Raw genomic sequence first — 19,765 nt, 5'->3', positions numbered from 1 at the left:
CCCTCGCTCAGGTCCATTCGCTATGATCCATATCCAAGACGCTGCCCAATATTCTGGGGGGTGGTGCATTGAAATTGGGCGATGTGCTTAATTTTTGTGCAAACGGAGAGTTTCGAGATGACTGAACTTTTAACAGCCGCACAGATGCGGGCAATTGAACAGGCTGCAATTGAGCGTGGTGATGTCACCGGCCTTGAACTGATGGAGCGCGCAGGTGCGGGCGTCGTTGAGGCGATCTATGACGAATGGCCAGAGTTTGGGGACGCCGGGCGAGGGGCCAGCCCCTCGCGCTCCCCGGAGTATTTGGGGCAAGATGAAAAGCAGATTGGACTGCGGGCGGTGGTGTTGTGTGGCCCAGGAAACAATGGCGGGGATGGATTTGTTGTTGCGCGGCTGTTGCATCAACGAGGCTGGGCGGTTGAGGTGTTTCTTTATGGAGATCCTGACAAGCTGCCACCGGATGCGCGTGTGAATTATGAGCGGTGGTGTGAGTTGGGGGGCGTTCTGCCCATGAGCGCACGCCAGCCATTTTATGCAGATCTGTACATTGATGCCGGCTTTGGTATCGGCTTGTCCCGCGAAATGCCTGACGACCTGTATTGGGCCTTAACGGTGGCTCATCAGTCGCGAGCCAGCGGATCAGGGCAAAGTAAAGTGGTCGCAATTGATACGCCGTCTTCCTTATGTGCGGATAGTGGAAGATATCTGGGCAGGTGTTATCAGGATCCTTATCATTTGACGGTTACATTTCAGTCTTTGAAGTTAGGGCACGTCATCGGAGATGGACCGCAGGCGTGCGGAAAGATCAGGATTGTTGACATCGGGTTGGGCGAAGTTGTTACGCAATACCCTGTCGAAATGGCAGATTGTTCTGGCTGCTTTTGGCGTGTCGATAAAACATCTGCTGCGCATAAATTTTCCCACGGTCATGCCTTAATCCTATCGGGTGGCCCGGCACAGACAGGGGCGGCGCGATTGGCGGCGCGGGGGACTTTGCGGATTGGGTCGGGGCTTGTGACTTTGGGCGTGCCACCTGCGGCGCAACAGGAAGTGGCCTGTCAGGTCACGGCGATCATGTTGAAGCGGGTTAGGGATGCAGCGGCGTTTGCGGGTGTTTTGGATGATAAACGCATCAATGCGCTCTGTCTTGGGCCTGCGTTTGGGCTTGGGGAACGGGAAGCTGAATTGCTTGATGTTGCCTTGCAAAGCGGGCGAAATTGCGTGTTGGATGCGGATGCTTTGACCTTGCTGGCGCGGGATAAGGCCTTGTTTGATAAACTACATTCCAATTGTGTTTTGACGCCACATGCGGGTGAATTTGCGCGGCTTTTCCCGGATATTGCCGAAAAACTGGATGCGCCAGCAACCACAGGCCCGGCTTATTCCAAAGTGGACGCCACGCGCGAGGCCGCGAAACAGGCGGGATGTGTGGTTCTGTTCAAAGGGAAGGATACGGTTATCTCAGCACCCGATGGGCGCGCGACAGTGAATGCAGCTGTCTATGATCGGGCCGCGCCTTGGCTTGCAACGGCCGGATCAGGGGATGTGCTGGCCGGGTTCATCACGGGGCTTATGGCGCGTGGGTTTTCACCGTTTGAGGCGGCAGAAACTGGGGCTTGGCTGCATGTGGAATGCGCCCTGAAATTTGGCCCGGGCCTGATTGCCGAAGACATCCCAGAACAATTGCCCCAGGTGTTTCGCACAATGGCCCAGGGCCAGACCTAAGCACTGTAGACAGCAGACCAGCGTTCGATCAGTTTCAGCTGCATGGCGCGTGATCTGCGCGACCATCCGCGTGCCCCTTGGGGGGCTTCGCGGTCGCTGCGTGAAATTGCGGCGCGCCGCGGCAGGTCTGCGGTGAATGTGGCAAAGGTCAGGTCGCGCCCGGATGGTGTGCGGATATATCCTGCAAGCGAAGAAACGAAATTCAAGGTTCCGGTTTTGGCCCGGATATCAATAAGATGGCTGCCGGATCCGCCGCCGTTTTCTTCTTTCAGGCGGATCTCTTTTAACAAAGGGCGCAGGGGACCGTTTACGCCTGCAGCCGACAAGGCGGTGACCATATCGGATGCGGACAGGCGGGATCCTTCGCCAAGACCGGAATGATCTTCCAATCCAGCGCGGCGCGTTCCCAGGGCACTGTCACACCAGGCATTCATTTGTCTGGCGGATGCCCGCAGGCTGCCGGGGGTGCCGCCTCTGGCTGTTGTCGCGCTGAGACCGCAGATCTCGGCCATCAGGTTGTTGGAATATTTCAGCATATCGCGCAGGATCACAGCCAGTGCTTCGCTGCGATGTTCTGCCAATAGCTGTCCTTGCGGTGCGGCGGTGACCATGCGCGGGGCGGCCAATGTAATGCCCTGCGCCCGGACCATGGTGCGGAAAACTTCGGCGGCATAGGCTTCGGGGTGACGTACGGGCAGCCAGCGACTGCCGCCACGCCCCAGGGCCTGACGCGAAACGGTCCAGTGATCCTGACCTTGACGCGCGCGATAGGTATAGACCGGCAGATCGCGGTTCACGATTTCCATACGGGCATTGCGCACGGCAGGCCGGTGGTGATCGGTGCGCGCTTCCATCGTTGTTGTGTAGCCGGATCCGGCGCGTTTCCATTCAAAATGCACGCGGTTGAAATTCAAGTTCAGACCGGAAATGGCAGGGTTGTACCCCAGGTGATCGGGCTGGCTGGCGTCAATTTGGCGGATATAGGGCAGGGCGCTGGCCTGAACGCGGAATTCACCGGTAACGTCGCGCAGCCCGGCGGCGCGCAGGGCGCGTGCCAGATCGGCAAGGTGATTTGTGTCAAGGGTCGGATCACCGCCGCCCACAAGCCAAAGATTGCCGTTCAGCCGCCCGCCGGATATCGGGCCATCGGCCATCACCTGTGTGCGAAACCGGTAATCGGAACCAAGCTGTGTCAGCGTGTAAAGCGCCGTCAGGGATTTGGTGACCGACGCCGGGGGCAAGGCCAGCACCGGGTTCATGGCCTCTAAGATTTCACCGCTGTTTGCATCCGCCAGCACATAGCCCACCTTTGCAGTTGGACCCAATTCAGCAGCCGCCACCAAACGTTGTGCGCCGGGGGCTGCCAGGGCTGCGGCATTGGCGGGCCGTGGTGCGGGAATGCGGCTGACTTCGGGCGCGCTGGCGCAGGCGGCACTTGCGGATGTTGCCAGAAGGGATGCCAGAATATCGCGACGGGAAAAAACAGAGGTCATGAAAGGGCCTTATGAAACCAGAGCAAGCACAGAAAGAAGCATGGTCGATTTGTGCCAGAGCTTCTCTAAAATCTCAACCCGTTTGGCTGTCCGTGACCACCCAGTCGCCCTGTGCGCGGATCGCGGTGGAGGATGCTTTGCTCATGGGGGCGTTGATAAAACACCATGCAGGGGCTTTTGCCTGGGCCAGACTTTGGCTGTTTTTTCCAGAAATGCGTGCAAAATCATACTGTTTCGCTGCAACACTCATGCGGGCGGCGGTGCGTTGTCCTGGGCGGGCAATGACGCCGACCGGGATGTTGTCCATGATCTGACGCCAGTTGTCCCAGCGGTGGAAACCCGCCAGATTATCGGCGCCCATCAGCCAGACGAACCGCACATGACGATAGCTGCGGAACAGGGCTTGCAGGGTGTCAGCCGTGTAACGTGTGCCAGCAACACGTTCGAAATCCGTGGCTTCGATACGTGGATGTTGCAGCATCCGGGCGCAGGCCTGCAGACGCTTATCCAAGGGGGCCGGGCCGTGTGTTTTCAGGGGATTGCCCGGGGTGACCAGCCACCAGATCCGATCCAATCCAAAGCGCTTTAATGCTTCTTCTGAAATATGCAGATGCCCTTCGTGAGGCGGGTCAAATGACCCTCCAAGCAATCCGATTGTCGCCCCTGCCGGCGCATGTGGCAAATGATGTCGCATGTCAGAGCCTTAGCGGATTTATGTCTGAGGGTCGAGGGACGTCAGCCATCAACATGGCTCTGCACAGCACGGGCAAAATACGTGATCAATGCCTGGTTATCTGGACGGTTAAAGGCGTCAATCCCGGCGATCCGGCGCAGCATGTCAAACCCAAGAAGTTCCGCCATAATCATGGCCGCGCGTTCTTCGGCGTTTTCGCCCCCCAGCCAGTCCGCCAAGGACGCGATATGTTGCGTCTGGGTGGCCTCGCTTAGGGCGGGGCCGACGGTGACACTGCCGATGGAACGCACAAACACCTGCGTCGGATCAAGATCCCCATCAGACAGATGTTTGTTCGCCATATAGCTGGCCAGCCGCAGACCAAAGCCGTCTTTGCCCTCTGCCAACAAGGGGGCAAGATGATCCTGATCAGATATGGCCGCGAAAAACAGTTGTTCTTTTGATCCAAAGTACCGGTTGATCAAGGCCACATTTGCCCCGGCCTGGGTCGCGATTTCGCGCACGCCCGCCGCATCAAACCCTTTGGCCATAAACACCTGTTGCGCCGCCTGTAGGATCGCCTGGCGCGTGGCATCTGAATCCCTTGTACGGGATGGGGGGGGCGGCTTTGGCGTTTCTTTTTTCGTCATCAGCTCTTGTAAACGTGTGTTTACATCCGTATCTGCAGTTATGTAATCATCTGTTTACATGTGGTGTCTCTCGGGTTTTGCAATCCAGAAAATATGACCCACACAACAGGTTCTGGACATGACTCGCATAAAGGGCCGCCCTGCGGCAAGGAGCAAAGATGAAAAACACAGCACTGATCACCGGCGCCTCGGCTGGAATTGGCCGGGAACTGGCCCGCATTCACGCGCAAAAGGGGGGCGATCTCATCCTTGTGGCCCGGCGCAGAGACGCCCTAGATACCCTGGCCGCAGAACTGAAAGCCGCACATGGCACGCAAAGCTTGGTGATTGCGGCCGATCTCAGCCAAGAAACAGCCCCGCAGATGATTTACGATCAGCTGCGGGCTGCGGATGTGACCGTTGATATTCTGATCAACAATGCGGGCTTTGGCGGGCGTGGCACATTCCACGAACGCGCCTGGGCCGATGATCGCAGCATGATACAGGTGAACATCGTGGCACTGTCCGCGCTGACGCGCCTTGTCCTGCCTAATATGGTGGCGCGCAATTCCGGGCGTATCCTGAATGTGTCTTCAACCGCGTCCATGATGCCAGGGCCTTTGCAGGCGGTGTATTTCGCAAGCAAAGCCTATGTGACCTTTTTCAGCAATGCCCTGACGGAAGAGTTGCACGACACCAATGTCACCGTAACCGCATTGTTGCCCGGGGCGACGGAAACTGAATTTGCACAGGTGTCAGGCATGGATCAGACCGGGTTGTTCAATAAAACCGTGTCGGCAAATTCCGTGGCGCAGGATGGGTATGATGCAATGATGGCCGGGGAAATGGACCGGATTTCTGGGCTGCAACCCATGCAGAAAATCATGTTCCGCGTGATGAAATTTCTGCCCAAACGCATCGCGATCCGGGAAATTCGGAAAATGCAGGACGTTTGAAACAAAAAAGCCGGGAGGTGATCCCGGCCTTTTCATATTTATGCGACTGATTTATTCCACAGCCTTTGTGTCCTGATCCGGTGCATCCGGCGTTTTGCCTTCAGATCCATCATCCTGCGTCGCCTGTTTCATATAGGCGGGCAGATCGTCCCCACTGCCTTTTTCAGTGGCCACAGGTGCCGCCGGCAGATCCCAAAGAATTTCCGGCGCTTTGATCTTCCTCGCCGCACGGCCAAGGGCGATGTCACGGGCGGTCTGGCTTTCCGGCCCCATGGACATGGCTTTCAACCCGGTGAATGACCGATAAGCCCCGACAGAAATCCAAACACGAAGCGCCAACAGAGAGGGTGTCAGCACCAGTGTCAGAACCGTTGCAATCCCAAGACCAAAGACAACGGCCGTCGCCAGCTGTTTCCACCACAGGGCGGTGGGGCTGTCGATGGAATAGCCACCGTTGATGAAATCAAGGCTCAGGCCCAGCATCATCGGCGCAAGGCCTGCCATGGTTGTCAACGTGGTCAGCAAAACCGGACGGATCCGGGCCTGGGCCGTACGTGAAATCGCCTCAAGACGGGGCATAAAACGGGCGTATTCCTGATAGGTATCGATCAGAACAATGTTGTTGTTCACCACAATCCCTGCCAGCGCCACAATCCCCGTGCCCGTCATAATGATCGAAAACGTCTGATCCATCACCAGCATGCCGATCAGCACACCTGTGGTCGACAGAACCACCGCCAGCAGCACCAAAACCGAGTTATAGACCGAGTTAAACTGCGCCAGCAGAATAACAAACATCAACCCCAGCGCCCCGGTAAAGGCCTGGGCCAAGAACGCGCCACTTTCGGCCTGATCATCCTGATCCCCGGTCCATTCCCAGGTCACGTCTTTCGGCAGAACATCACCACTTTCCAACCATTTTGTCAGCTCAGCAATGCGTTCATTGGCTGTGATTGGGACAGTTTTCAGATCTCCCTCATTAAGGGCGGCAATCACAGATGCCGGATCTGCCCCGTCCTCAAACCAGGTAAAGGCAAAGCTGCCAGCATCACTGTCCACACGACGGGTGCCTGCCGGTGTTTCATCATCCGCCGTCAGGGCAAATGCGATGGCCTGAATGACTTCGGTGGTTTCATCATCCTGTTCAACCTCGGCGACGAATTTCACCAGCCCGTCATCAACACCCGCTTTGATATCAAAGTTGCGCTGCTGATTGTCACGGTCGATCTGGGCCAGGGCCGCAACCGGTTTGCGTGAGATAAAGTTGGACAAAGGCACAAGACCATCAGCGGTGCGCACTTTCAACGTGTCAAGGGTCGACAGAAGACGATCCTGTTCAGGCAGACGCACGCGGATCTCGATTTCTTCATCCGAAGTATCAACCCGCATTGTATCCAGCAAGATCCCGCGGGTGACCAGCTGAACCATGCCCCCCACAGTCGCCACATCCGCGCCATAGCGACCGGCACGGGCCACGTCTACTTCGATTTCCCAATCGATGCCGGGCAGGGGCAGGGTGTCTTCCACGGCCGTCAGACCAAAGGTTGCATCAAACTGACCGCGCGCAATTTCCGTGGCCTCTCGCAGGGTGGCGGGATCATCGCCTTTCAGACGCAGATGCACAGGTTTGGCAGAGGCCGGACCCTGCGCAAGGTTCAAAACCTCTGTCTGCAAACCAGGCAGTTCCGCAAGCGCTTCCTTCATACGTGCCACGACATAATCGCCGTCATATTCCGGCACGATACTGGTGGCCGGATAGGGGATGAACCCCCAGAGGAATTCCATGGATGTTTCTGTCGGGCGATCTTCCCATGGGATCAGTTCGATCTGAACTTGGCCAATGCTGTCACGGGGGGCTTCTGCGCCACCGGTGTTGTTGGACAGACCGCCTTCACCGGCAAAGGTAAAGGCCGATTGAATGCCTTCAATGCCCAGAATGATGTCTTCGACGCGCTTCACGGCATCGTCTTTTTCTTCCAGCGACAGGTTCCCGCGCTGTTTGACATAGACAATGGCCTGTTCCGGTTCGCTTTCCACGAAGAATTCAACACCGTTGTTGTTGGCGCCATACCAAAGAAAGACGGTGCCGACGAAAACAAACGTCGTTCCTAGGGTAACCAGTGGCATCATCGGGTTTGCCGCAATTCCATGAATAAACGTCCCAAATAGGTTCCTTTTAAAACCTGAAGAAAGCGTCATTGGGCCGTGTTTTAGAATTTTGGAGAGGATCCCCGTGATTACCGGTTTGATGAGCAGCCAAAGAAAAGTGAATATGCGGGCCAGACCAGCAAACACCGCGAGGATCAGAAGTGTGATAAATCCAATTATTAAGGCGATCTCAACCACCAAAAGCACCAAGATAGCAAACACCAAGATCAATGTTGGAATGACAGATGATAGAATCATGCTGCTATCTATTGTAAAGTAAATGCTTAAGCTGGCTCGCGTACTTGGATATATCTCAAACAGAATTGCGATACTGATAATTGATATGGCGATGCATGCGATATGCTGCCACCAAACCATGTGGCGAATTTTATCAAGGATAAGTAGTATTAGACGCTCAAGCCGACCAACAAGGCCGCCCATGACGGGCAGATAGATCAGGGCAACCACAAGGGATGCGGACAGAACAAAGATCAATGTCACCGGCAACATGCCCATGAATTGCCCGGGAACGCCCGGCCAGAACAGCATCGGCAGGAAGGCACAAAGCGTTGTCGCGGTTGAAGAAATGATCGGCCAGAACATCCGTTTCGCCGCTTCAACATAGGCATGCATCGGGCCTACGCCCTCTTTGATGCGCCGGTCAGCATATTCCACGACCACAATCGCACCATCCACAAGCATGCCAACAGCCAAGATCAGGCCAAACATCACGATGTTGGAAACCGTAATTCCCATCAGGGCCAGAAGCACGAAACACAGCAAGAAAGACGTCGGGATCGCAAAACCCACAAGCAGGGCAGACCGCACACCAAGGGCGGCCAGCACCACGATCATAACCAGTGCAATCGCCGTCAGAACCGATCCTTCAAGCTGGCTGACCATCGATCCGACTGTGCGGCTTTGGTCATTGGAAAATCCAACCTGCACCGCAGCCCGAAGTTCCTCCGGCCAGTTGGCGACTTCTTCTTCAACCGTTGCACGCACAAGGGCAGATGTGTCGATGATGTTAAAGCCTTTGCGTTTCACCACCTGCAGCGCCACGGTGTTTTCACCGTTAAACCGTGCGGTGCCTGCGCGATCTTCAAAGGTCAGGTTGATTTCAGCCAGATCCCCCAGGGTCACCACCCGTTCGCCATTGGTCTTAACCGGCAGGTTGTAAACATCCTGTGGTTCATCAAAGCTGGATGGGATTTTCAGGGCGAATGTGCCTGTTGGCGTGTCAATTTCACCGGCGGCAATCAACTGGTTGTTCGCCTGAACCACATTGATCAGTTCGGGTGCCGTTACGTTATAGGCTTCCAGTTTCAGCGGATCGATCAACACTTCCAGCATTTCGTCGCGCTGGCCTGCAATCCCGGCTTCCAGAACCGGTTCCAGCCCCTCAACCGCATCCTGCAGGTCTTTGACAACGCGCAGCAAAGTGCGTTCCGGCACATTGCCTGTCAGATTGACGATCAAGATCGGAAATTCGGAAAAGTTGATTTCATTGATCGTGTAGGTTTCCGCGCCTGCGGGGAAATCCGCTTCGACCCGGCCCATACGATCGCGCACGTCTGCGATGATCTTGGTCTTATCCCAGCCAAATTCAAATTCCAGCGCCACACCAGCATAGTTTTCCGCAGCGGTGCCGGAAATATCTTTCAGACCGTCGAGATCCGACAATTCGGTTTCCATCGGCTGCACCAGCAGCTTTTCCGCGTCTTCCGCAGAAATCCCGGGGAAGGGCACAGACACAAATAGGGCAGGGATATCAATATCCGGTTCGCCTTCTTTGGGCAGCGACACATAGGCCATCGCCCCCGCCGTAAGCGACATAATGATAAAGGCCACAACCATTCGGGCATGGTCGGCAGCCCAGTCAATGATACGGGTCATCAGTTGCTCTCCCGGAAGTGCACAGCGACTTTCTCGCCATTGCCGACATATTCCTGCCCCTCAACAATCACCGTGACTTCATCCGGCAGACCGGACAGCCAGATGCCTTCAGGTGTGTCGCGGATATAGGTCACGGGACTGAATTCGGCGATATCACCTTCGCCCACAATACGCACACCTAGGGTGCCATCATTGGACAATGTCAGGGCAGAGCCGGGCAGAAGATGCGCGTTAGATCCGCTGGACGCAATCAGGATCTCAGCGGTCTGACCATCCAGAATGGTGAAATCCGGGTTGGGGATCTCGATTTCTACACGGAAGGTGCGGGTTTCCGGATCAGAAGAACGTGACAAAAAGCTGACTGCACCACTGACTTCATGTCCAGACGTCAGACGTGCACCCGCAAGCGCTCCAAGGGAAATCTCGCTGATTTCAGTTTCCGGCACAAAGCCCACCAGTTTCACCGGATCAAGCTGAATGACCGTGGCACACAGATGGCCCGGCTGCATCAATGTGCCCAGTTCTGCCGTGTCACTTTCCAGCAGCCCCGCGAATGGCGCGCGGATGCTCAGGCGTTCGATTTCTTTTTCAGCGGCGGCAACACCGGCTTCGGCGGCCTGCACACCGGCAAGGGCGGCTTCCTGTGCGGCGCGGGCCGATGCCACACGGGTTTCAGAGGCAAAGCCCCCTTCGCCCAAGCGTTCTGCGGCGTTGATATTGATGCGGGCTTCGACTTCGCGCGCCTGGGCTTCTGACACGCGGGCGCGGGCTTCGGCGACGGCACTGGGGCGTGTGCCCGGGTCCAGTTCACACAGCAATTGCCCGGCTTCCACAAAGGCGCCCTTGCGGATCGGATCTGACATCACGCGGCCAGATGTTTCCGCGGCGACATTCACCTCACGCGATGCTTCGGTTTCCCCGCGCAACAGCAGGGCATTTTCAACAGATCGGGCCTGCGATTTCAGGGCAACAACCGCCACAAGGTTTTCCGGTAGGGCCTCGGCCTCTTCTTCGACCTCTTCCACAACACCACCAGAAGCAAGCGCCATCAGGCTGTCGCGTTCCAGAACCAGGGCATATAGAAACAGCGTTACCAGCGCCGCCGTCAACAAAGAAAGAAGTTTCATCGTAACCTTCCGGGCGCCTGGCGCCTCTTCGCGTACCGGCGTGCACACCGGCGTTTCCATTTCTCTCGCCGGATATAATATGGTCCGGTGGACAGATCTTGCCGTATCAGAAAATATCACGTTGCGGCAGGTCAGGATATATGGCTGGCCTGGGGCATTCTGAACGGTTTAGTTTATTTAGCCCTCCCAATCGCATCTGACAAGATCACAGCCGCGTGATTTTTTGTGTATTCCAGCAGGGCCTGATGTTCAGATCTACAGAACTGCGCAGGCGGGCAGATTTTGGGGCCGCGAACGGGACGTCATGCCGCAAGAAGCCGCCAGGGCCCGGCAGAACGGCCATCAGGCCTTGGCAGCTAATCCGTTCCGCGCTATGAGAGGGAAAATAATATACGCATTCCCTGATTAAACAGGACCAAATGCAGATTTAAGGGAGCAGCTCTGTGAGCAACACCGACAGTTTCATTGATGAAGTTACCGAAGAAGTCCGGCAGGAACAGCTCTGGACAATGGTACGACGCTACGGCTGGGTCGCCGGCGTTGTTGTCCTTGGCATCGTGGGTGGCGCGACTTGGAATGAAATCAGCAAGTCTCGTTCTGCAGCAGCGGCGCAGGCCGCTGGCGATGGCATTATTGCGGCCCTTGAAAGTGACGATTCTGCTGCGCGCCTTGATGCGCTGGCCTCTGCACGGGCTGCGGCAGGCACGGACACGGGTGCCGCCAATGTGCTTGGCTTTTACGAAGCCACCGAAGCCGCAGAGTCAGGCGACACAGCCCGCGCACAAGACCTTTACACTGCAATTGCTGCCGATGGCTCTCTTGCGCAGGTGTATCGTGATCTGGCCACGCTGAAAGGCGCAATGTTGCCCGGCGTTGATGCCGACACAGCCCGAAGCGGTTTTGAAAGCATTGCGGCACCAGGTGCTGCTTTTCGTCTTTTGGCAGAAGAACAACTGGCCACGCTTGATATTGCCGCCGGTGATACAGATGCGGCCCTGACCCGTCTGCAGGATATCATTGTTGATTCCGAAATCACTCCGGGTCAGCGCGCCCGCGTGCTGCAGTTGATCGAAGCCCTTGGCGGAAGCCTTGAGACAACATAACGTGAGATTTGAACAGATCTGTTCCGGGTGTCCGGGGCAGAGGCAGCCCAGCTGCATCGTATTTCAGGCAAAGGGGCCAGACCGTGACAGATAAAGGTCAGACCGTGAATTCTTCAGATACCGGCGCTTCACTGCGCAGAAATTTACCTTTGCGCGCTTCCGTCATGGCGCTGATTGCTGCGGGCATCCTTGTTGGGGCCTGCTCCAAACGTGAAGTGATCCTGCCTGGGGAACGTCACGATCTGCGATCCGTGGCGGTGACCTCAGAAGACGCCGTCGCAGAAGGCTCCGAAGACGAAATTCGCGTGACCCGCGAAACACTAGAAGCCTCAGGTGATCGCACGTTGCGTGAAAACCACTCGGCGGCGTTTACTGCACCGGCCACCGTGAACCACAACAGTTGGACCCATCGCAACGGCTCTGCCAGCCACACTGTGCAACATCCCGCCTTTAATGGCGCACCGGAACTTGTATGGTCTGCGGATATCGGGGCAGGCAACAGCCGCCGCTATCAGATCACTGCGGATCCCGTTGTTTCCGGCGGGCGTGTCTTTACGCTCGACAGCCGCACCCAATTGGTTGCGACCTCTACTGCCGGTGCGCGTCTATGGACACGTGATATGACGCCTGGCTTTGACAACAATGACGCCGCCAGCGGTGGTGGCCTCGCAATTGATGGCGACATTCTTTACGTTTCCACCGGTTTCGGCACGCTTGTGGCGTTGAATGTGGCCAATGGGGATGAACTCTGGACCCAGCGTCTTGATGGTGCGGCAACCGGCGTTCCCACAGTGCAGGGTGAATTGGTTTATATCGTGTCCCGCGATGGCAAAGCCTGGGCGATTGATAAAACCGATGGTCGTGTGCGCTGGAATATTCCGGGCATTCCATCCGAAAGTGGCATCGCAGGCGGGGCAGGCCCGGCCGTAAACAATCAGATTGCGGTCTTCCCGTTTGCATCGGGTGATTTGTCCGCCTCCTTCCCACGCGGTGGTGTGCGTCTCTGGGCGGCCAGCTTGGCGGGGCAGCGTCGTGGTCGCGTCTATACCGAAGTGATTGATATCACAGGTGATCCCGTTCTTTCAGGCGATCGCGTTTATGTGGGGTCATCCGCCGGACGCATCGCGGCACTAGAAGCCAGCAGCGGCGAACGCATCTGGACTGCCACAGATGGTGCCATGAACCCGGTCTGGCCGTCAGGCAATTCCGTTTTCGCTGTCTCTGATCAGGCCGAACTTCTGCGCCTGGATGCCGCCACAGGTGAACGCATTTGGGGTGTCCTTCTGCCTTACTTTGAGGCCCGCAAAACCCGCCGTCGCGAAAGCGTTTATCCACATTTCGGCCCAATCCTTGCCGGTGGTCAGGTGATCGTTGCCTCTGGTGACGGGGTGCTGCGGACCTATGCGCCAGAAGATGGTCGTCTGATTTCAGAAACCGCACTGCCAGGCGGTGCCGCCAGCACCATGGCCGTTGTTGATGGCACGCTGTATGTGGTGTCCGCCAAAGGACAGCTGCTGGCCTATCGTTAAGACCGGCAGAACAGATTATTTGAAGGGGGCGTGATCTTACTTTGATCACGCCCCCTTTCGCTTTTGGCATATATGGTGTATCGGGGCGGCTTATCCGTCCGGAGAAGATCAAAATGACCCTTACTGTCGCCATTGTTGGCCGCCCGAATGTCGGGAAATCAACGCTGTTCAATCGCCTTGTCGGGCGTAAGCTGGCCCTTGTGGATGACCAGCCGGGCGTGACACGTGACCTGCGCGAAGGCGAAGCCAAATTGGGCGATCTGCGTTTCACCGTGATCGACACCGCCGGTCTGGAAGACGCAAATGACGACAGCCTTCAGGGCCGCATGCGCCGCCTGACCGAACGTGCCGCCGAAATGGCTGACATCTGCCTGTTCATGATTGATGCGCGCGACGGTGTTCTGGCCACGGATGAACTCTTCGCAGACATCCTGCGCAAAAACGCAAAACACGTGATCCTGGCCGCGAATAAATCCGAAGGCAAAGCTGGCGAAGAGGGCTGGCTCGAAGCCTATTCTCTGGGACTGGGCGAACCTCTGCGCCTGTCCGGCGAACACGGCGAAGGCATGGAAGACCTCTATCAGGTTCTGATGCCCCTGGCCGACGCCTATGAAGCCAAAGAACAGGAAGAAATGCCCGACGTTGACGTCGAGCTGTCCGATGAAGAAGCTGACGCCGAAGTCGAAGGCAAAAGCCGCGAATTCACAACGGGTCGTCCGCTGCAAATCGCCGTTGTTGGCCGTCCGAACGCTGGTAAATCCACACTTATCAACCAGTTGCTGGGCGAAGATCGCCTGCTGACCGGTCCCGAAGCCGGCATCACCCGCGATGCGATCTCGCTGAAATTCGATTGGGGCGACACGCCGGTGCGCATGTTTGACACCGCCGGTATGCGCAAAAAAGCCAAGGTGCAGGAAAAGCTTGAAAAGCTGTCCGTTGCCGATGGTCTGCGCGCCGTGAAATTCGCCGAAGTTGTGGTGGTTTTGCTGGATGCTGCCATCCCATTTGAACAGCAGGATTTGCGCATTGCTGACCTTGCGGAACGCGAAGGCCGCGCCGTGGTCATCGCCGTGAATAAATGGGATATCGAAGATGAAAAACAGCAAAAGCTGAAAGATCTCAAAGAATCCTTCGCCCGTCTTTTGCCACAGCTCAAAGGCGCACCGCTGATCACGATTTCCGCAAAAACCGGCCGTGGCATGGAACGTCTGCGCGAAGCTGTGCTGCGCGTGCATGACATCTGGAACCGCCGGATTTCCACCGCGAAATTGAACCGCTGGCTCATGGATATGCTCGAGGCGCACCCACCGCCCGCGCCATCCGGCCGCCGCATTAAGCTGCGCTACATGACCCAGGTGCGCACGCGCCCACCGGGCTTTGTGATCATGTGTTCGCTGCCTGAAAAACTACCCGAAAGCTATACACGTTACCTTGTGAACGGTCTGCGCGTTGATTTCGACATGCCTGGTATTCCGATCCGCCTGTGGATGCGCAGCCAGGACAACCCCTATAAAGATCGCACGAAATCAACACCTTCGCGCCTTCGCAAACACCTGGGCAAGAAACCCCACGGCAGTTAATATCAAAGCCCCGTTCCTTTCTGGTTCGGGGCTTTTTGCTGTTCCGGATCAGCTGTCGCGCAACGCTAAACGCGCGGCTTTCACCAAAGTCTGTAAGGCTTTGGGCAGATTTTTCCCATGCTGATGCAAAGCGTATATTGGCGTTTCCGAAATCTCTGTGACCCGGGCCAGCCGTGGATCTGATCCCGCCAAAAGATCCGGCAACAGGCCAACACCACATCCGCGCGCCACAAAATCCTGCACATGAATGACCGTGTTGCACCGCAGCCCGGGTGTGATCTGAAGCGCCTTCCCATCGGGCAAGGGATAGCTCAGCGGATTGCCCTGCCAATCGCTGGCGACATGCGGCCAATCCGCCAAATCTGAAAGCCGATCCGGCAGGCCAGATTTGCGCTGCAGCAGATCATGACTGGCCCAAAGGCTCTCCTTCAGGACCCCGACCTTTGAAATCATCGCTGAATTCGGGGCAGGGGCGCCAACACGAAACGCCAGATCAATCTGATGCTGCACAAGATCCAGCGCCGCATCTTCGGCAATCAATCTGATATGCACCGCTGCCAGTTCAGGTATCTCTGCCAGCAGGGGGATCAACAGGGCCTGGCACAGGGCGTGGGGCGCGGTGATGCACAGGGTCTGGCTGGCCCCGCCGGACAGGGTATCAATCGCGCCGGTGATGTCATCGCGCGCATTTCGCAGCTGACGGCACAAGGGCAACAGACGCATCCCAGTCTCCGTCAGGGACATCGACCGCGTGGTGCGGAACAACAACCGCTGTCCCACGGCATCCTCGGTGCGTTTTAAGGCCTGGCTGACCGCAGATTTCGTCACCCTGGTCTGGGCGGCAGCGGCGGTCAGGCTGCCAGTTTCAGCAACCGACAGGAAAATCAAAAGATCATTGGTGTTTGGTGTCATAGTTTAGATTTACTAAACTATATATGTAAACAAACAAGCTTGTTTTATCCCCTGTGCCGAAGGAAACAGCAGGCAGAAACATGAAAGGATCTGTCATGACCTCCAAAATCGAAACCGCCGCCTTCGCAAAACTGGCTGAATGGAAAGACGCATTTAACAGTGGAAACGCCGCGGGATGTGCCGCTTGTTATGAAGAAAACGCGCTGATGGTTGCCACACCTTTTGGTGAATTCCGGGGCCGTGCCGAAATTCAGGCGTTCTGGGCGGATCTCGTTGCAAAGGGTTTTGCTGACGTGGCCTATACCGACACAAAAATCGACATTCTGAATGAAAACGAAGCTGTGGTTTCCGCCTCCTGGACCATGAACAACGCCAAGGGCATCATCACGCATGAACATTGGGTGATGCAGGCTGATGGCACGGCACTTCTGCGCGAAGACCGTTTCGAAGCCCAGGGCTGATCATAGGCAACGCCCTCTGGCCCCTTTGGCTTGTCATCCGCGCGAAAACCTTGTTGGGTTCGTTTGGATGCAATGCGAAATCAAAAGGGGCCGGAGATGGAATTTGACGCGCTGTTTGAAGATATCACCACGCTGGTTTCAAAGGGGTTCCCCGAAGCCACCGCTTATTTCGATCAAAACCGTGCGGCCTATGATTTTCAAGATCCCACGCCCAATGAACCACCCCGTGGCGTTGATCTTTCCGCCTGTATCCCACTGACAAATGACCTGACCCGTCCGCTGGTCACGCAGATCGCCCATTTGTCCGACCGCCTGAACTGGCAACAAACCTATTCCCAGGCCGATGGATTTTCCCGCGACTTCCTGAACAACTACGCCTGGCTGAACGTGATCTCGCCTGATGGTATGTTCGTGTCTGAAACCGCCCGCGTCACCATCGGATATTGGGGGCAGGGGCTGCAGTATCCCGAACACTCCCACGCGCCCGAAGAAATCTACTGCATCCTTGCCGGCAGCGCGGTGTTCCATTCCGAAGGTCATCCCCCACGTCTAGCTCGCGCAGGCGAGATGATCCATCACACCCCCCACCAGAAACACGCCCTCGACATGACCCCAGGCCCACTGCTTGCCCTGATCCCCTGGCGTGGTGATGGGTTGGTCGTGAAATCAAATCTTAAATAGAAATCAGGTTGCCCGAAAGCAACCTGACTGAGTTTCGGTAGCGAATGTGGAGTCAGTTAAAACACGACAGCCAGATTTGCGCAGCGGGGTGCTTTGTGCCGTCGGAATGAGGTACTTCGGTGAGCGACCCGCGCCGCTTGAGTGTTGCTGAGGTATTGCCCGTATGTGCAGCACAGTAATTTGAGGTTCTACGAATGATCTCAGATTCACTTACCTCGTTCTTATAATAAATGATTTCCAGGGACGAATAGAAACCGCCTGATTCAATTGGAAACACAAGTCCGATGCCTTGTTGATCTGATAGAGCCGGAAAGATCTGCTGGATAAGAGCTTGCCTGCGCTCTGCTGCGGCTTCGGGGTCTGAAGAGACACAGGCCGAAATGATTGCCAGGGCAGAGATTGCAATAAGTTTTCTCATGAATTTTCCTTAAGGTGAACGGTGATTTTTGCCAACGTTGCGCAACTTGAGGGCGAATGCAAGTGGATTGCTGAGAATGAAAGACGGCAAAGCATTACAATGCTCCATAATAGAAAACGGGCGGGAGCATTGTACTCCTCGCCCGTCTGAAATCTCTCAATAAGTACTGACCCTTAAACCAGCACACCTTCTGCATTGATCATGGTCTTGCCACCGACAAACGGACGCAGGGCCTCTGGCAGAAGAACAGATCCATCTTCCTGCTGGCCGTTTTCCAGCACCGCAATCAGGCAACGCCCAACCGCCAGACCAGATCCGTTCAGCGTGTGCACAAATTCCGGCTTGCCACCTTCCGCAGGCTTAAAGCGCGCATTCATACGACGGGCCTGATAATCACCGGCCACGGAACAAGATGAAATCTCGCGATAGGTGTTCTGACCAGGCAGCCAAGCTTCGATATCATGGGTCTTGCGCATGCCCGCGCCCAGATCCCCAGTGCACAGAACAACCGTGCGATATGGGATCTCAAGACGTTCCAACACAGCCTCCGCACAGCGCGTCATGCGATCGTGCTCTTCCATGGATTTGTCAGGGTGGGTCACAGACACCATCTCGACCTTCTCAAACTGGTGCTGACGCAGCATACCCGCCGTATCACGTCCAGCAGATCCCGCCTCAGACCGGAAACATTGCGTATGCGCACAGTAGCGGCGCGGCAGATAGCTTTCCTCCAGCGTCTCGCCGTTCACGATATTGGTCAGCGTCACTTCAGACGTCGGGATCAGCCACATGCCTTCCGTCGTCTTATAGCTGTCCTCGCCAAATTTCGGCAATTGTCCCGTGCCATACATCATCTCTTCGCGCACCAGAACCGGGGTCCAGGTTTCGGTCAGACCATGTTCTTCCGTGTGCAATTCCAGCATAAATTGCGCCAGCGCACGGTGCAGACGCGCAACCGCGCCAGACATCACAACAAAGCGCGCACCGGATAGTTTCGCACCGGTTTCAAAATCAAGCCCGGATTTGGTCGCGGCCAGATCGTAATGCTCCTTCGGGGCGAAAGCGAATTCTTTCGGCGTGCCCCAACGGCGGATCTCAACGTTATCGTCTTCATCATCGCCATCCGGCGCGTCATCATGCGGAACATTCGGCGTCGCCATCAGCAGATCGTAAAGCGCCTTGTCTTCCGCCTTCGCCTCATCATTTAACGCCGCAACCTCGGCCTTCTTGGCAGAGACAAGCGCGCGCAGACGTTCAAATTCGGCTTCGTCGCCTTTGGCTTTGGCGGCACCAACCAGCTTGGATGCTTTGTTCTGCTCTGCCTGGGCTTCTTCCGCGGCCTGGATCTTTGCGCGGCGTGCGGTGTCAATCGCCAGAACCTGGGATGACACACCAGACAAGCCCCGGCGCGCCATGGCCGTATCAAAAGCTTCGGGATTTTCGCGGATCAACCGGATGTCATGCATCTGTCAGGTTCCTGATTAAAGTGAATCGTTATCCGCCTGTTATAACGCTTTTTACGCGGGGGGAAACGGGGCGTTTCGCTATGCACGAGAAGTCACGCCCGGCTTGCCGGGCAGCGCCCGACCCTCCCCACGGGAGGGCGCTAAAGCACCCACCCAGGCTCAGGCGCTGCCCTCTGGGTTTTCAGGATCAAAACCGATGGATTTCTGAAAGGCACGCCAAGAAAGCTCGAATGCGTCCCTACTTAAATCGTCTTTTGACCAGTGGGTTGGCCAAGTTTCGGAGCAATAGTCTTGTCCGTCTATCCAGGTGAGGTTTCCATCAGCGAAGATTTTTTCCTTAATATCCTCGGGCTTGGAAAGGTAGATCGTATTTTTTCCATTTTCATAGTGACCCAAATATACGTGCTGAAATCCCGCGCCTGAGAATTTGCATGCGCGAAACTCTGTCTTTGAAGCAAGTTTTGTATGGTCAAAATAGGCCCCAGAAAAATCGCACTGCCTAAAGAACACTTCCTTAAATTCGGTGTGCACCCACCGGGTATTATGTAGAGTCGCTCGATCCCAATAGACGGGTAGATCATCCCCCATTTCTGTACAGAAGAGGAAGTCACAATTGTAAAAATCTGAGCCAGTTAGATCAATGTTGAAGAGATCAGAGTTTCGAAAATCACTTCCATGAAAATCGGCATTATGCAATGTTCTGTTTGCTAACGACAGTTTTCGGAAATCGGTTTGCCTAAGGTTCAGACGCTCGTGATATCCTTGTTTCTGAAGGGCTTCGATGATGTCGAAGGCCACAGCAACGTCGGCGCGCAATGGGTAAGCACCAGCTTGCTTCTTATCTAGTGTCTTGACGTGTTCGGTACAGTTAAATCTGATGAACTCGCATAAGGTGATGGCTACACGCCGCTGATGTCCGTCGTCATATAAAGTTGGACATCAGATTGGCTTGAGCACAGGAGGCTCTG

The 19,765-nt window shown here is 56.0% G+C and carries 16 protein-coding genes; 7 read left to right on the top strand and 9 right to left on the bottom strand.

Translation table 11 applies throughout. The features are described 5' to 3' along the window. Nucleotides 1-117 precede the first annotated feature (117 nt). Nucleotides 118-1,725 carry an NAD(P)H-hydrate dehydratase gene (locus tag ACPGUT_RS09865; RefSeq protein WP_423990865.1) on the top strand — a complete coding sequence of 536 codons (1,608 nt, stop codon included), beginning with the start codon at nt 118-120 and terminating at the stop codon, nt 1,723-1,725. Here ACPGUT_RS09865 and dacB read toward each other — a convergent pair. From dacB to ACPGUT_RS09850, 3 genes are all read right to left on the bottom strand, one after another. Continuing rightward, a complete protein-coding gene (gene dacB / locus ACPGUT_RS09860; RefSeq protein WP_423990863.1) occupies nt 1,722-3,218 on the bottom strand; it encodes a D-alanyl-D-alanine carboxypeptidase/D-alanyl-D-alanine endopeptidase in 1,497 nt (498 codons plus the stop codon). The two genes, ACPGUT_RS09865 and dacB, sit on opposite strands and share 4 nt — an antisense overlap. Nucleotides 3,219-3,291: 73 nt before the next feature. Continuing rightward, nucleotides 3,292-3,912 (bottom strand): nicotinate-nucleotide adenylyltransferase, encoded by a 621-nt coding sequence (locus ACPGUT_RS09855; protein ID WP_423990861.1) that lies wholly within the window; start codon nt 3,910-3,912, stop codon nt 3,292-3,294. Nucleotides 3,913-3,953: 41 nt separating this feature from the next. Further along, nucleotides 3,954-4,541 (bottom strand): TetR family transcriptional regulator, encoded by a 588-nt coding sequence (locus tag ACPGUT_RS09850; protein WP_423990859.1) that lies wholly within the window; start codon nt 4,539-4,541, stop codon nt 3,954-3,956. 158 nt (nt 4,542-4,699) lie between these two features. Between ACPGUT_RS09850 and ACPGUT_RS09845 the strand changes: the two genes are divergently transcribed. Then, on the top strand, nt 4,700-5,476 hold the full coding sequence (locus ACPGUT_RS09845; RefSeq protein ID WP_423990857.1) for an SDR family NAD(P)-dependent oxidoreductase: 777 nt from the start codon (nt 4,700-4,702) through the stop codon (nt 5,474-5,476). Between the two features lie 51 nt (nt 5,477-5,527). Here the strand turns inward: ACPGUT_RS09845 and ACPGUT_RS09840 are convergent, their stop codons facing one another. Next, a complete protein-coding gene (locus ACPGUT_RS09840; RefSeq protein ID WP_423990855.1) occupies nt 5,528-9,520 on the bottom strand; it encodes an efflux RND transporter permease subunit in 3,993 nt (1,330 codons plus the stop codon). Continuing rightward, complete coding sequence (locus ACPGUT_RS09835) at nt 9,520-10,647, bottom strand: efflux RND transporter periplasmic adaptor subunit (protein ID WP_423990854.1); 1,128 nt, start codon at nt 10,645-10,647, stop codon at nt 9,520-9,522. The genes ACPGUT_RS09840 and ACPGUT_RS09835 overlap by 1 nt, the downstream gene beginning before the upstream one ends. A 443-nt stretch (nt 10,648-11,090) precedes the next feature. Here ACPGUT_RS09835 and ACPGUT_RS09830 point away from each other — a divergent pair, with 443 nt between their 5' ends. From ACPGUT_RS09830 to der, 3 genes are all read left to right on the top strand, one after another. Then, entirely contained in the window at nt 11,091-11,750 is a 660-nt protein-coding gene (locus tag ACPGUT_RS09830) for a hypothetical protein (RefSeq protein ID WP_423990852.1), read from the top strand. A gap of 83 nt (nt 11,751-11,833) precedes the next feature. Beyond that, on the top strand, nt 11,834-13,279 hold the full coding sequence (locus ACPGUT_RS09825; protein WP_423990850.1) for a PQQ-binding-like beta-propeller repeat protein: 1,446 nt from the start codon (nt 11,834-11,836) through the stop codon (nt 13,277-13,279). Between the two features lie 113 nt (nt 13,280-13,392). Then, entirely contained in the window at nt 13,393-14,859 is a 1,467-nt protein-coding gene (der, locus tag ACPGUT_RS09820; protein WP_423990848.1) for a ribosome biogenesis GTPase Der, read from the top strand. A gap of 48 nt (nt 14,860-14,907) precedes the next feature. Here the strand turns inward: der and ACPGUT_RS09815 are convergent, their stop codons facing one another. Next, a complete protein-coding gene (locus tag ACPGUT_RS09815) occupies nt 14,908-15,771 on the bottom strand; it encodes a LysR family transcriptional regulator (protein WP_423990846.1) in 864 nt (287 codons plus the stop codon). A 95-nt stretch (nt 15,772-15,866) separates the two neighbouring features. Between ACPGUT_RS09815 and ACPGUT_RS09810 the strand changes: the two genes are divergently transcribed. Beyond that, a complete protein-coding gene (locus tag ACPGUT_RS09810) occupies nt 15,867-16,232 on the top strand; it encodes a YybH family protein (RefSeq protein ID WP_423990844.1) in 366 nt (121 codons plus the stop codon). Between the two features lie 96 nt (nt 16,233-16,328). Then, nucleotides 16,329-16,913, top strand: coding sequence for a dimethylsulfonioproprionate lyase family protein (locus ACPGUT_RS09805; RefSeq protein WP_423990842.1), 585 nt, complete (start codon nt 16,329-16,331; stop codon nt 16,911-16,913). 52 nt (nt 16,914-16,965) lie between these two features. Here the strand turns inward: ACPGUT_RS09805 and ACPGUT_RS09800 are convergent, their stop codons facing one another. The 3 genes from ACPGUT_RS09800 to ACPGUT_RS09790 all read right to left on the bottom strand — a co-directional run bounded on the left by ACPGUT_RS09800 (nt 16,966) and on the right by ACPGUT_RS09790 (nt 19,613). Then, nucleotides 16,966-17,331: a hypothetical protein gene (locus tag ACPGUT_RS09800; RefSeq protein ID WP_423990840.1), complete on the bottom strand. Its 366-nt coding sequence runs from the start codon at nt 17,329-17,331 to the stop codon at nt 16,966-16,968. A gap of 173 nt (nt 17,332-17,504) precedes the next feature. After that, a complete protein-coding gene (serS, locus tag ACPGUT_RS09795; RefSeq protein ID WP_423990838.1) occupies nt 17,505-18,797 on the bottom strand; it encodes a serine--tRNA ligase in 1,293 nt (430 codons plus the stop codon). Nucleotides 18,798-18,956: 159 nt separating this feature from the next. Continuing rightward, the gene (locus ACPGUT_RS09790; RefSeq protein WP_423990836.1) at nt 18,957-19,613 is read right to left on the bottom strand and encodes a pentapeptide repeat-containing protein; all 657 of its coding nucleotides are present in this window, start codon (nt 19,611-19,613) and stop codon (nt 18,957-18,959) included. Nucleotides 19,614-19,765: the final 152 nt, after the last annotated feature.

The sequence above is a fragment of the Halocynthiibacter sp. genome, from assembly GCF_049608145.1.
Taxonomy (GTDB): domain Bacteria; phylum Pseudomonadota; class Alphaproteobacteria; order Rhodobacterales; family Rhodobacteraceae; genus Halocynthiibacter.
This window is presented reverse-complemented; position numbering and strand designations above follow the sequence as displayed.

Coding starts and splice junctions, on each gene's coding strand:
- ACPGUT_RS09865 (WP_423990865.1), top strand. CDS start 118: ATGACTGAACTTTTAACAGCCGCACAGATGCGGGCAATTGAACAGGCT.
- dacB (WP_423990863.1), bottom strand. CDS start 3,218: ATGACCTCTGTTTTTTCCCGTCGCGATATTCTGGCATCCCTTCTGGCA.
- ACPGUT_RS09855 (WP_423990861.1), bottom strand. CDS start 3,912: ATGCGACATCATTTGCCACATGCGCCGGCAGGGGCGACAATCGGATTG.
- ACPGUT_RS09850 (WP_423990859.1), bottom strand. CDS start 4,541: ATGACGAAAAAAGAAACGCCAAAGCCGCCCCCCCCATCCCGTACAAGG.
- ACPGUT_RS09845 (WP_423990857.1), top strand. CDS start 4,700: ATGAAAAACACAGCACTGATCACCGGCGCCTCGGCTGGAATTGGCCGG.
- ACPGUT_RS09840 (WP_423990855.1), bottom strand. CDS start 9,520: ATGACCCGTATCATTGACTGGGCTGCCGACCATGCCCGAATGGTTGTG.
- ACPGUT_RS09835 (WP_423990854.1), bottom strand. CDS start 10,647: ATGAAACTTCTTTCTTTGTTGACGGCGGCGCTGGTAACGCTGTTTCTA.
- der (WP_423990848.1), top strand. CDS start 13,393: ATGACCCTTACTGTCGCCATTGTTGGCCGCCCGAATGTCGGGAAATCA.
- ACPGUT_RS09815 (WP_423990846.1), bottom strand. CDS start 15,771: ATGACACCAAACACCAATGATCTTTTGATTTTCCTGTCGGTTGCTGAA.
- ACPGUT_RS09810 (WP_423990844.1), top strand. CDS start 15,867: ATGACCTCCAAAATCGAAACCGCCGCCTTCGCAAAACTGGCTGAATGG.
- ACPGUT_RS09805 (WP_423990842.1), top strand. CDS start 16,329: ATGGAATTTGACGCGCTGTTTGAAGATATCACCACGCTGGTTTCAAAG.
- ACPGUT_RS09800 (WP_423990840.1), bottom strand. CDS start 17,331: ATGAGAAAACTTATTGCAATCTCTGCCCTGGCAATCATTTCGGCCTGT.
- serS (WP_423990838.1), bottom strand. CDS start 18,797: ATGCATGACATCCGGTTGATCCGCGAAAATCCCGAAGCTTTTGATACG.